11 protein-coding genes are annotated in these 12,465 nt (G+C 61.7%); 6 read left to right on the forward strand and 5 right to left on the reverse strand.

All coding sequences use genetic code 11. From position 1 onward, the window contains the following. The 6 genes from AC1D1P_RS04920 to AC1D1P_RS04945 form a co-directional block, all read left to right on the forward strand. Window positions 1-568, forward strand: a 568-nt coding sequence (locus tag AC1D1P_RS04920) for a TRAP transporter large permease subunit (RefSeq protein ID WP_477672259.1), incomplete at its 5' end; no start/stop codon positions are given. Between the two features lie 81 nt (window positions 569-649). Continuing rightward, window positions 650-1,702 (forward strand): TRAP transporter substrate-binding protein, encoded by a 1,053-nt coding sequence (locus AC1D1P_RS04925; protein ID WP_477669087.1) that lies wholly within the window; start codon window positions 650-652, stop codon window positions 1,700-1,702. A gap of 277 nt (window positions 1,703-1,979) precedes the next feature. Continuing rightward, a complete protein-coding gene (locus AC1D1P_RS04930; protein WP_477669086.1) occupies window positions 1,980-2,948 on the forward strand; it encodes an MBL fold metallo-hydrolase in 969 nt (322 codons plus the stop codon). A gap of 131 nt (window positions 2,949-3,079) precedes the next feature. Then, window positions 3,080-3,634, forward strand: a complete 555-nt coding sequence (locus AC1D1P_RS04935) for an NUDIX hydrolase (protein ID WP_477669085.1) — start codon at window positions 3,080-3,082, stop codon at window positions 3,632-3,634. A gap of 146 nt (window positions 3,635-3,780) precedes the next feature. Further along, on the forward strand, window positions 3,781-4,767 hold the full coding sequence (locus AC1D1P_RS04940; RefSeq protein WP_477672260.1) for a recombination-associated protein RdgC: 987 nt from the start codon (window positions 3,781-3,783) through the stop codon (window positions 4,765-4,767). 18 nt (window positions 4,768-4,785) lie between these two features. Further along, window positions 4,786-5,496 carry an aspartate/glutamate racemase family protein gene (locus AC1D1P_RS04945; RefSeq protein WP_477669083.1) on the forward strand — a complete coding sequence of 237 codons (711 nt, stop codon included), beginning with the start codon at window positions 4,786-4,788 and terminating at the stop codon, window positions 5,494-5,496. A gap of 6 nt (window positions 5,497-5,502) precedes the next feature. Here AC1D1P_RS04945 and AC1D1P_RS04950 read toward each other — a convergent pair whose 3' ends face one another. The 5 genes from AC1D1P_RS04950 to AC1D1P_RS04970 form a co-directional block, all read right to left on the reverse strand. After that, window positions 5,503-9,147 carry a molybdopterin cofactor-binding domain-containing protein gene (locus tag AC1D1P_RS04950; RefSeq protein ID WP_477672261.1) on the reverse strand — a complete coding sequence of 1,215 codons (3,645 nt, stop codon included), beginning with the start codon at window positions 9,145-9,147 and terminating at the stop codon, window positions 5,503-5,505. Beyond that, on the reverse strand, window positions 9,144-9,632 hold the full coding sequence (locus AC1D1P_RS04955; RefSeq protein ID WP_477672262.1) for a (2Fe-2S)-binding protein: 489 nt from the start codon (window positions 9,630-9,632) through the stop codon (window positions 9,144-9,146). The genes AC1D1P_RS04950 and AC1D1P_RS04955 overlap by 4 nt, the downstream gene beginning before the upstream one ends. A 39-nt stretch (window positions 9,633-9,671) precedes the next feature. Continuing rightward, entirely contained in the window at window positions 9,672-10,409 is a 738-nt protein-coding gene (locus AC1D1P_RS04960; protein ID WP_477669080.1) for an ABC transporter ATP-binding protein, read from the reverse strand. After that, the gene (locus tag AC1D1P_RS04965) at window positions 10,409-11,188 is read right to left on the reverse strand and encodes an ABC transporter ATP-binding protein (protein ID WP_477669079.1); all 780 of its coding nucleotides are present in this window, start codon (window positions 11,186-11,188) and stop codon (window positions 10,409-10,411) included. The genes AC1D1P_RS04960 and AC1D1P_RS04965 overlap by 1 nt, the downstream gene beginning before the upstream one ends. Further along, on the reverse strand, window positions 11,185-12,465 hold a 1,281-nt coding region (locus AC1D1P_RS04970; RefSeq protein WP_477672263.1), incomplete at its 5' end, for a branched-chain amino acid ABC transporter permease. The genes AC1D1P_RS04965 and AC1D1P_RS04970, both read right to left, overlap by 4 nt.

The raw sequence follows: 12,465 nt of genomic DNA on the forward strand, positions 1-12,465 counted from the left end.
GGGTGCCGCCGCCACTTTCGTAGCCGCCTTGCTCAAGCGCGAGATCACCTGGGCCAAATTCAAGCTGTGCTTTTATGCCACGGCGGAAAGCTCGGCCATGATCTTCCTGATCTTTATAGGCGCCGACCTCATGAACTCCGCCCTGGCCCTGACGCAGGTGCCTAACCAGCTCGCCGGCGTGGTCGGCGGTTGGGGACTGTCGCCGCTGATGGTTGTCACGGCCATCCTGCTGTTTTACGTGGTGCTGGGGGCCGTGATGGACGAGTTGTCCATGCTGCTGCTGACGATTCCCATCTTTTTCCCGATGGTGATGGGCCTGGATTTCGGCATGGCCAAGGAATCCACCGCGATCTGGTTCGGCATCATGGTACTGATGACGGTCGGCTTTGGCATGCTGGCGCCGCCGGTGGGCCTGAACGTCTATGTGGTCAATGGCCTGGCCAAAGACGTGCCTATCAGCGAAAGCTACAAAGGTGTCATGCCATTCCTCATCAGCGACACCATCCGCACCACCCTGCTGCTGCTGTTCCCGGGCATATCGCTGTGGCTGGTGAAATACATCAGCTAGGGTCTATGGCTAGGGCTTTTACCGCTTCTCAAACCCATCCGCTTGCCTTAAGTTAGTCAAATTGTTTATAGGAGACACGCCATGATTCAGCGACGAACCCTTCTCAAGACCAGCGCCGCCGCAGCCTTGGGCGCACCGGCGCTGTCGGGCCTGGCCCAGCAGGCCGTGACACTGAAGTTCCATACTTTCATGTCGCCCTCGTCCAATGTCTGGCTGGCCATGCACAAGCCCTGGATGGACAAGGTCGAAAAAGAATCCGGCGGCCGTATCAAGTTTGAAGGCTACCCGGCCATGCAGCTGGGCGGCACGCCTGTACAGCTCTACGACCAGGCCAAAGACGGCGTGGTTGACGTGGTGTGGACATTGCCCGGCAATACGGCCGGCCGCTTCCCGCGGATCGAGGTGTTTGAGCTGCCCTTCATGATGTCCAACGCCGAAGCGACTTCCAAGGCGTTCTGGGAATACGTGCAAACCGTTGCACCCGATGAATTCAAGGATACGCAGGTGCTGGCGCTGCAGGTGCACGGCCCCGGTGTGATCCACACGGTCGACAAGCCCGTCAAGTCGATTGCCGACATGCGCGGCCTCAAGCTGCGCGCGCCGACCCGCCAGGTCACCAAGCTCATGGGCGTGCTGGGCGCCACGCCCGTCGGCATGCCGCTGCCGCAGATTCCCGACGCGCTGAGCAAGGGCACCATTACAGGGTGCGTGATTCCGTGGGAAGTCGTGCCTTCGGTCAAGGTCAACGAGCTCACCAAATTCCATGCCGAGTTCGACCCCGCCGGCGGCAGCCTTTACACCACCACCTTTGTGATGGCCATGAACAAGGCGAAATACAACTCGCTCGCACCCGACCTCAAGAAGGTCATCGACAACAACTCCGGCATGGCCACCTCGGCATGGCTGGGCAAGGTGCAGCAGGGCAACGACGTTCCCGGCCGCAAGACCGCCAGTGACCGCGGCAACACGATTTACACCGTGAGCGCGGCCGAAGCCCAGGAATTCCGCCGCAAATCGCGTACGGTGGAAGTCGAATGGGTGGAAGACATGAACAAGAAGGGTTTTGACGGCAAGAAGCTGCTGGACACGGCACGCGCCCTGATTGAAAAGCACACCAAGACGACCAAGACTTGATCAATACCCGTGCTGGGTGCGCATTCATGAAACCGGGCTTATGCCCGGTTTTTTTATGCCCTACCCATGTTCTTATGCCTTTTCGGCTTTCAGCCCAATGAATACGGGCGCAATCGGCTCCTGATTTAATAGCACTCCACTTCGGGCAAAACCAGCACGACAGCCGGGTTACTGCGGCTGCGGCTTCATTCATGGCGCGCCTGCATAAGAATCCACCCGGTCCCCGTATGACGGGTGAGTCCGGTCCATCATTCCATTTACCCAAGGAAGTTTTTTCATGTCACGCTTTTTGAARACCCTGGCAGCCACCATCCTGGCCTCAAGCCTGAGCGCTTCTTTCACCTTGCCCGCTTTTGCGGCCGGCCCCATGGTCAAGAGCCAGGCGCCCGGCTACTACCGCGTCACGCTGGGCGATTTTGAAGTCACCGCCCTGTCGGACGGCACTGTCAAGCTGCCCGTGAAAGACCTGCTCACCAACACAACGCCGGCGAAAGTCGGCGCGGCACTGAAGCGTTCTTTTTTACCTGACGCAGTCGAGACTTCAGTCAATGCCTACCTCATCAACACCGGCAGCAAGCTGGTGCTGATCGACACGGGTGCGTCCGGCCTCTTCGGCCCGACGCTGGGCAGCCTGCAGGCCAACCTCAAAGCCGCCGGCTACCAGCCCGAGCAGGTCGACGAGATCTATATCACCCACATGCACCCCGACCACGTGGGCGGCCTGGTGGTGAACGGCGCCATGGCGTTTCCGAATGCCGTTGTGCGTGTGGACAAGGCGGACGCCGACTTCTGGCTGGATGAAGCCAAAATGAACGCAGCGCCCAAAGAATCCCAAGGCTTTTTCCAGGGTGCCATGGCGTCCATCAAGCCTTACGCAACGGCCGGCAAGCTCAAGACCTTTGAAGGCGTCACCGAGCTCGTGCCCGGCGTGAAGGCGCAGCCCGCTCACGGCCACACCGCCGGCCACAGCGTGTATGTGGTGGAAAGCAAGGGGGAGAAGCTGATGCTGTGGGGCGACCTGATGCATGTGGCGGCAGTCCAGTTCGACAACCCGGAGGTCACCATCAAGTTTGACTCCGAGTCCCCACCGGCCGCCAAGGAACGCGCCAAGGCCTACGCCGATGCCGCCAAAAATGGCTACCTGGTCGGCGCGGCGCATATCGCCTTCCCTGGCCTTGGCCATGTGCGCAAGGGCGCGGGCAAGGCATACGCCTGGGTCCCGGTGAATTACTCGTCACTCAAATAGGAAGGGTAAGCAAAATAGGCCATGCACCCAATAAGCATCGGCGTAAGCAGCTACGTTTTTTATAGCACTGCGGGGGGCCTGCAGTGCCCCCTGGCAGGCCTCGGCCGGCGCAAAGCCGCTACACTCATCTGATGCAACGTCCGCCCCTGAACCACTGCCGCGTCTGCGGCACCGCCGTGGCTTATCGCTTGCCGGACGACGGTGACACGAAAGAGCGGGCCGTCTGCCCGGCCTGCAACACGGTTCACTACGAAAACCCGCTCAATGTCGTCGGCACCGTGCCCAGCTGGGGCGAGGACGGCGCGCAAGTGCTGCTCTGCAAACGCAATATCGAGCCGCGCCGGGGCAAGTGGACCTTGCCTGCCGGCTTCATGGAGCTGGGCGAAACCACCTCGCAGGGCGCAGCCCGTGAAACCGATGAAGAAGCCGGCGCCCAATATGAAATGCAGGGCCTTTTCACGGTTATGAACGTGGTGCGCGTCGGGCAGGTGCACATGTATTACCGGGCTCGGCTTTTGAGCACCGAATTCAATCCAGGCCATGAGACCATGGAGGCCAAACTGTTCACTGAGGCCGAAATTCCCTGGGACGAAATTGCCTTCAAGACGGTCAAGCAGACGCTGGAGCAGTACTTCGAAGACCGCCGCAAGGGTGCCTACGGCATCCATTCGTTTGATATTGAATGAAGGTCTTCAAGCCCTTGCCGGCCGTTACATTCTGCAGACAGGGCGCCCGGTAGAATTTCTCTGTATCCGGCTGGTTCTCACCGCGGATTTTCCGCCCCCTCATCGGCCTTCCGGCAGTCTCTTTTTTAACCTCTTCCCCGGATTTCATGTTCAACACCGCAATCTTTTTCCGCATTGCCGACGATTTTGTGCTTCCTCCGCTGGACGTGCTTGAAGAAATTTTCCAGTCCCACCGTTTCGTTCCCTGCGGCGCAACAGAGCCTGAATCCAGTGGCTGGGTGCCACCGCGCGGCAACAAAAGCACCGTACTGCTCGAAAGCGTGGGCCGCCAGTTAATCGCCCGCCTCTGCACCGAACGCCGCCCTGTGCCTTCGTCCGCCATCAAGGCCGCGGTGGAAGAACGCATCGAAAAATACAAGGAAGAAACCGGCCGCGAACGCGTGGGCGCCAAGATCAARAAAGAGTTCAAGCAGGAAGTCATGCTGGACCTGCTGCCGCGCGCCTTCACCAAACGCTCGACCACCACGCTCTGGATCGACGTCGTCAACAAATTCCTGGTGGTTGACTCCGGCAACCTCACAGGTGCCGACAAAATCGTGAGTTACTTCGTGGAAGCGTTGAGCGAGGTGCCGGGCGCCCTGCCCGGCCTGAAGGCCAGCCCCGTCCAGACGCAAATGTCGGCCGCTGCTGCCATGTCGCACTGGCTGTCGACCCGGGAAGCGCCATATAACTTCACGGTAGACCGCGACTGCGAGCTCAAGACACCCGATGACCAGAAGTCCACGGTGCGCTATTCGCGCCACACGCTGGAGATCGACGAAGTGGCCCAGCACATTGCTGCCGGCAAACTACCCACACAGCTGGCGATGACGTGGAACGAGCGCGTGTCTTTTGTGCTGACGGAAACCGCGCAGCTGAAAAAACTCAAGCTGCTCGATGTGGTGCTGGACGGCGTACAGGAAAGCGGCAAGGACGACGACGGCTTTGACAGCGATGCGGCCATCATTACCGGCGAGCTGTCTTCGCTGATTCCGGACATGCTGGAGGCATTGGGAGGGGAACTCGCTGAGGGAGAAGTCACACCGCACCCGGCCACCTCGCCTGCTGCCGACCCGGTGCCAGAGCCCGCGTAGCAAATACGGAGACAGGTCATGCCCCAACACATCGGTATCGTCGGCTGCTCCGCCGAAGGCGCTGCGCTTTGTTATCAAACCATCTGTGTGGAAGGCGCCGGGTCCATGGGGCCGCATGCCCACCCTGAAGTGTCCATGCATACGCCGTCGCTTTCAGATTACATGGCGTGCATCTATCGCAACGACTGGGACGGCGTGGGCGACATCATGCTCGCCTCCGCGCACAAGCTCGCAAAAGCCGGGGCGGACTTCCTAGTCTGCCCCGACAACACCATTCACCAGGCGTTTGCTTACGTACAGGAACGATCCCCCCTGCCCTGGCTCCATATCGCAGAAGTCGTTGCCGAAGAAGCGGCCAGGCGCGGGTTCCGGCGCATCGGCATCACCGGCACGCGATGGCTCGTCGACAGTGAGGTCTACCCCGACAAGCTCGCGGCCCGCGGACTGCAATACCTGCGTCCAGATGGCGCGGAGCGCGACGAAATCAACCGCATCATCATGGACGAGCTGGTGTACGGTGTCTTCAAGCCGGAAGCGATCGGGTATTTTCAGAAAGTCATTGACCGGATGAAAAGCAACGGCTGTGATGCTGTCGTCCTGGGCTGCACGGAAATCCCCCTGATCATGAGCGATTCAAACTCGCCCCTGCCGACTCTGGACTCCACACGCCTGCTGGCGCGCGCGGCGCTTGTCAGGGCGACGCAGGCCGCGCGGCCTTCGCCTGATTGAAAAGATTCAGTGCTGGCCCGGCGTGGCGCGAAGCCGTGAAACGATTGCCGGCAAATCCTGCCAGACCGGTTCCGAGGGGGCATAGCGTCCGCGCATATAAGCAGCCAGCGCTGCAACCTGGGCATCATCCAGGCTATGGCGAAAAGCCGGCATGAACCCGATATCTTTGCTCGCCGGTGACTGAATTCCCTCAAGGATCACCCGCACCAGATTGTCGGGCCGCTCGCTGTGCAGCTTGCTGTTAAGGGCCAGCGGCACGTTCACACCCAGCAGTCGCGGGCCGTCGCCATCGTGATGGCACGATGCGCAAGCGCCATCGAACAGGCGCTGGCCAGGGCCCGGCAAGTTGCCGGCAGATTGCCGGGTGGACAAGACGACCTGCCTGCTGCGTTGGACGCTTTCGGCTTCCGTAGTTGGCTCATTAAAAGACACGAGGTAAGCCGCCATTGCACGAATATCTTCTTCGGGCAAGGCAGCCAGTTCCTTGATCACAGGCGCCATGGGGCCCGCGGCAATACCGTGCTGCGAAGAGTAGCCGCTACGCAGGTAGCGGTACAGTTCCGCGGCGTTCCAGGGCACGGGCGCACGCGAGAGCGCGGTCAGCGCCGGAGCGTCCCAGCCATCCACCACGGCCCCGCTTAAAAAAGCCTTCCCGCTGCGCTCTGCGCCCGCGGCGTTGCGTGGCGTGTGGCAGGCGCCGCAATGGCCCAGGCCGTTGACCAGGTAGGCACCACGATTCCATTCGGCAGTCTGCGCCGGGTCGACCCGGTAAGGTGCCGGGTCATGAAACAGGGCATTCCATCCAGCCATCAGCGGCCGCACACCAAAGGGAAAAGCCAGCCGCGTGGCCGGTGGTTCTGATCGCACGGGGGGCTGGGCCATCAGGTAGGCATACAGCGCGGTCAGATCTTCATCGCTGGTTTTGGCGAACGCGGTATAGGGAAACGCGGGATACAAATAGTGACCATCGCGGGAAATTCCTTCACGCATGGCGCGCTGGAAGGCGCTAAAAGACCACAAACCTATTCCGGTGTCCGCATCGGGCGTGAGGTTGGTGGTAACAATCTTTCCGAAAGGCGTATCCATGGCCCTGCCGCCGGCATTGGGTATGCCGCCGGGTGCTGTGTGGCACACCACACAATCGCCCGCGGCAGCGAGCTGCCGGCCGCGCTCCAGGGTTGCGGCGGTGTAGACGGATGCGCCGCTCTGCGCCACCGGGGCGATGACCGATCGGCCGCCTGCCAGCGCCCACACGATGCCCACAACCCCCGCGAGCAAGGCGCCTGCGCGGGACCACCAGGCCATGCCTTTCGGCCATGCCGTGCCCTCAGGTGCGGGATTTGGCAACCGGGCCGGAGCCGCCGGGATAGCTGGCGCGGCCGCGAGCCCCGGGTTGAGCGCAGCACGTACGACTTCCGGCGTGAAAGGCGGCTGGCGAAAACGCACGCCGGTGGCATCAAAAATGGCGTTGGCAATAGCTGCCGTACCCGGCACCGAAGACGACTCTCCGGCGCCAAGCGGTGGCTCACCGGGGCGCGCCATGGTCACGACCTCAATCACCGGCACGTCCCGGAAGTTCAGGATTGGATAGCTTCCCCATTCCAGGCTGGTCACCTGATTTGTCTTGGGCGACACCGTGACCTGTTCCGTGAGTGCACGGCTGGTCGTCTGCACTACATTGCCATGGATCTGGTGCTGAACCCCGGCGGGGTTGATCAGCGTGCCGGCGTCATGCCCTACCACGACGCGCCGGACATGCACCTCGCCCGTCTTGCGATTCACTTCGACGTCGGCCACCCAGGCCGCCCATGCCGCCCCAAACCCCGGCCATTTGCTGTGCATGTAGCGGGCATACGCAAAGCCCTGGCCGCGCACGACGTCCTGTGGGTCACCTGGCGCTGCCGGCTGCTGCTGCGGTGTCGTATGCGCCATCCAGCCGGCGCGCTCGGCCGTGGCGCGCACCAGCTCGGCAGCGCGCGGCTCTTTCAGGTACCTCAGCCGAAACTCCACCGGATCGACACCGGCTGCTGTTGCCAGTTCGTCGATGTAGGACTCATGCGCGAATGAATTGGGCAGCGCCGAGACACCGCGCAGCCATGACGCACGCAACAGCGGCGCCATGTCATTGACGGCGATGCGCATGTTGGCGTAGTCGTAGGGCGGCCGGGCGGTCCGATCGCCCATTTCATAGGCCTGCGCAACAGGCTCAATGGTGCGCGTGAGCAAAAGCGCCAGCGTGGGAGCGCCGTTTGAAGGGTATGAGGTTTGAAAGTCATACGCAGCCACCGATCCGTCGGCATTCAACCCGCCGTTCACTTGCATGAGCTGGGCGGCGCCTTTGGGTTCCCAGGCGTTTTCCTGCTCACGCGTCAGTTGCACACGCACGGGGCAGCCAGCGGCACGCGACAGCAGCGCGGCATCTGCCGCCACATCGTCAGCGCAGTTTCGCCCGTAGCAGCCTGCCGCTTCCATGCGGATCACATCAATGGCGACATCGGCCAGGCCGATCAGTCGTGATAAATCGGTCCGCAGCACATGGGGGTTTTGGGTTCCCGCCCATACCGTCAGGCGCTCCTGCTGCCAGTCGGCCACGGCGCACGAGGGCCCGAGGGAGCCGTGCATTTGATAGGGCCAGACGTAGTTGCGCGCCAGGGCTTGTGCCGCGCTTGCCATCGCGGTGTCCACGTTGCCGTCGTCGACAAGCCTGCGCTGCGTGGCCGGGTTGTTGCGGATCGCCTGCTCAAGGTCGCCCAGATTGGCGAGACCGGGCCACGGCTTCCAGCTGACACGCAATTCACGCAGCGCCTGTTCGGCCTGCTCTTCGCGCTCCGCGACAATGCCGACAAAGTCGCGGATCACCACCACCGCGCGAATGCCCGGAATGTGCGCGATCGATGATTCATCCACTGATTCCAGCGTATTGCCGATGAAGTCGCCGTTGTCGGCGCCGGCATAAGGTGGCCGCACGACGCGGCCGTGCAGCATGCCGGGCACGCGCATGTCGTGCACAAACGTCAGAGCGCCGGTGGCCTTGGCCGGGATATCCAGGCGTGCCGCGCTGGTCCCCACCAGGCGGTAGTCGGCAGCATCCTTGACAGGGGTGCCCGGCACCAGCGAGAGATGTGCATGCTCATTGACCAGCAATGCGCCATACGTCACCGATTTATCGTCCTGCCCCACCACGGAAACAACGCCGTCTCGCACGGCGAGCAGGGAAGGGTCCACCTGCAGCACGCCGGCGGCACGCGTCACCAGCCACGCGCGTGCCTGCGCCGCCGCGGCCCGCAAAGGGACGGCATGAACCTGGATGGACGCGCTGGCAATCGTGGCCCCCTGATTGGGTGCGCGCGTCGTGTCCCCAAGAACCATGCTGACCTGCCCGAGCGCAACGTCCAGCTCTTCAGCCACGATCTGCGCCAGGGCCGTCCGGATACCGGTGCCAAGATCTACATGGCCGTTCAGGGCCGTCACGCTGCCGTCATCCCACACGGCAACCAGTATTTCAACGCCCTCTTGCGGATTGGCGCTGACCAGTGCAGGTTGGCCACGGGCGGGTGGAGGCGCCGGCGGCGGCTCGCGGCTCACCAGCAAGACGCCGCTGGCCGCATGAAAATCGGCGCGTGTCAGGGGCGCATCGGCGCGACGCGTCATGGCGAGTTACCCCGGGCAAGGCTTTGGCGCGTCAGCTCTGCCGCACGCAGCACAGCCTTCACGATCTCCAGGTGCGTGCCGCAGCGGCAGAGATTGCCTGACAGCTCGCGGCGTATGTCATCCTCGCCAGGCGCGGGGTTTCGCGCCAGCAATGCGACGGTCATCATGATCATGCCGTTCAGGCAGTAGCCGCACTGGGCGGCCTGCTCTTCGATAAACGCCTGCTGGACCGGGTGAAGGGCCGCCGGCGTACCCAGACCCTCAAGGGTGGTGATTTCGCGGCCCGCCACGCCGCACGCCGGAATAACGCAAGCGCGTGCCGCCACACCGTCGACCAGCACGGTGCATGCGCCACACTCTCCCAGACCGCAGCCATATTTCGGGCCATTCAGCGCGAAATCGTTACGCAGCACCGTCAGCAGGCTGGCCTGCTCCGCAACAGGCAGCGTACGCTTTTGCTGATTAACGGAAAGCGTGACTGTCAAACCCATATTTACCGAACCATAACCAGGTTGCGGCGCAGCCTACACACTGAGATAGGCACGGCGCACTTCTTCATTGGCAGCCAGCTCCGCAATGGATCCTTCAAAACGGATTTGCCCTTTCTCCAGGACGTACGCCCTGTCTGACACCAGTTCGGCGAAATGCATGTTTTGCTCGGACAGCAGAATGCTCACGCCATGGGCCTTCAGCTCCAGAATCATGTTGGCCATTTGCTCCACAATGACGGGCGCTACGCCTTCGGAAGGCTCGTCAAGCAGAACCAGATAGGGATTTCCCATCAAGGTCCTGGCCACCGTCAGCATTTGCTGCTCGCCGCCACTCATGCGGCCGCCGGGGCGCGTGGGCATCTCACCGAGGTTGGGAAACAGCTTGAAGAGGCGTTCCTGCGTCCACAAGGGAGCCTCGCTGCCGTCGGGCCAGCGGCGCGGCGCCTGCCGTCCTACTTCCAGGTTTTCATTCACGGTCAGGTCGGTGAAGATTCGCCGGTCTTCCGGCACAAACCCCAGACCCATGCGAGCCGCATGGTGTGGTTCACTGCCGGAGATATCTTTGCCAAGAAAGGTCACGCTGCCACGCCGCTTGTCGAGCATCCCGATCAGCGTCTTCAGGGTGGTCGATTTGCCGGCGCCGTTGCGCCCCATCAAGGCGACGACCTCGCCGCGCCCGACCGAGAGATTGACGCCAAACAGTATTTGCGCCGCACCATACCAGGCCGACAGGTCTTTCGCCTCCAGCAGCATCTCTTTGCCGTCGCGCATTACGCCATCTCCTTTTCAATGGCTTTCTTCTCGAAAGTTTTGCCACTGCCAAAATAGACTTCCTGGACTTCGGGGTGGTCGCGAATTTCCAGTGGCTTGCCTTCCGCAATCAACCGGCCGCGCGCCAGCACGATCATGCGGTCGGCATAGGCAAACACCACGTCCATGCTGTGCTCGGTAAACAGCACCGCCATGCCCCGGTCAATGACCAGTTGTTTAGTCAACGCCATCAGGTCATTCCGCTCTCTGGGCGCCATGCCGGCTGTCGGCTCATCCATGAGCAGTAATTTAGGGTTGTTGGCCATGGCCATGGCGAGCTCAACGCGCTTGACGTCCCCGTACGCCAGCACGCTGCAAGGGCGGTCAGCCTGCGCTTTCATATTGACCTGCTCAAGGAGTGCCATGGCCTCGTCGCGTTTGTAATCTGCGGCGCGGCGCCACATGGAAAACAACTTCCTGTCCGCAGATAACAAGGTCATCTGGACGTTTTCCACTACCGTCAGCGAGGAAAAGGTTTCCGCGATCTGGAATGTCCGGCTGACACCGCGGCGCCAGATATCCCGGGGCGCCAGGCCGATCAGCTCCTGCGAGTCCAGCTGAATGGAGCCGGCATCTGCACGCAACTGCCCATTGACCATGTTGAACATGGTTGATTTTCCGGCGCCGTTGGGCCCAATCAAAGCCAATAGTTCGCCCTGCGCCAGCTCGAAATTCACGCTATCGACAGCCCTGACACCGCCAAAGGATTTTCCTAATCCTGATACCTTCAGCAAGCTCATGACTTTTCTCCCGCACTGCGGCGACTGGCCAGCAGCTGTTTGGCAAAGCCTGCAATTCCCTGGGGGAACAGCAGCACAAGAACCAGGATGATGGCGCCCAGCATGGCCCGCCAATAGTCGGTGTTTCGCGCCACGGTATCGTGCAGCCACGTGAATGTGACGGCCCCCACGACAGGTCCCAAAAGCGTCTGGATACCCCCCAGCAAAACCATCACCAGACCATCGATCGACTTGCTGACGTGCAGGCTTTCAGGCGAAATGCTGCCTTTTGAAAAAGCATAAAGCGCACCGGCCAGCCCCGCAAATGAACCTGCAATCACAAACGCAACCCATTGCAGGCGTTTGACATTCATGCCGATGGCGTCCGAACGCAGCACCGAGTCGCGTGCCGCACGCATGCCATAGCCAAACGGTGAATACAGAATTCGGTGCATCAGCAAGACGCCCCCGGCCACCAGGACAAGAGTGAGGTAGTAATAAATGCGCTTGTCCGCCAGCCACTCGGAAGGCCAGACGCCGGTCAATCCGTTGCTGCCGCCGGTGAACACGTCCCATTGATAACAAACTGCCCAGGTGATTTGTGCAAAGGCCAGCGTCAGCATCGCCAGATAAACACCAGACAATCTGACGCAGAACCAACCATACACAAAGGCCCCCACGGCCGCCACAACGGGTGCCACGACCAGAGCCAGCTCCATGGGCATGTTCAGGCTTCGTACCAGCAAGGCGGCGCCATAGGCCCCAAGGCCGAAGTAGGCGGCATGCCCGAACGAGTGCATTCCCGCGGGCCCCATGATGAAATGCAGGCTGACAGCGAACAGGACGGCAACCAGCAAGTCAATCAGTAACACGGTGACGTAAGGGGACTGTGCCGCCAGCACAGGCATCAAAGCCAGTAGCGCCAGCAGGCCCGCACAACCCCAGACATACAAGCGGTGTGGCCGGCGCAGCGGTTCTTCGGCCATGCCTGCATGCCGGTTGGGCGCCTGTGGCCTGCCGAACAACCCCCAGGGTCGGGCCACCAGGACAACAGCCATCACCACGAACTCCACCACCAGGGTCAGCTTGGAAAAAGAGATGCTGATACCCGCAATTTCAACCAGCCCCAGCCAGATGCAAATGGCCTTGAGTTCGGCAATCAGCAGTGCCGCCACGTAGGCACCCGGGATGGAGCCCATGCCCCCGACCACCACCACCACAAACGCGGCGCCGATGATGTTGAGATCCATTTCCAGGTTGGCGGGCTCGCGCGGTAGCTGAAGCGCGCCCCCAAGGCC

The organism is Polaromonas sp. P1_E1_2 (assembly GCF_056406035.1).

Coding starts and splice junctions, on each gene's coding strand:
- AC1D1P_RS04950 (WP_477672261.1), bottom strand. CDS start 9,147: ATGACGCGTCGCGCCGATGCGCCCCTGACACGCGCCGATTTTCATGCG.
- AC1D1P_RS04945 (WP_477669083.1), top strand. CDS start 4,786: ATGCCCCAACACATCGGTATCGTCGGCTGCTCCGCCGAAGGCGCTGCG.
- AC1D1P_RS04935 (WP_477669085.1), top strand. CDS start 3,080: ATGCAACGTCCGCCCCTGAACCACTGCCGCGTCTGCGGCACCGCCGTG.
- AC1D1P_RS04925 (WP_477669087.1), top strand. CDS start 650: ATGATTCAGCGACGAACCCTTCTCAAGACCAGCGCCGCCGCAGCCTTG.
- AC1D1P_RS04960 (WP_477669080.1), bottom strand. CDS start 10,409: ATGCGCGACGGCAAAGAGATGCTGCTGGAGGCGAAAGACCTGTCGGCC.
- AC1D1P_RS04965 (WP_477669079.1), bottom strand. CDS start 11,188: ATGAGCTTGCTGAAGGTATCAGGATTAGGAAAATCCTTTGGCGGTGTC.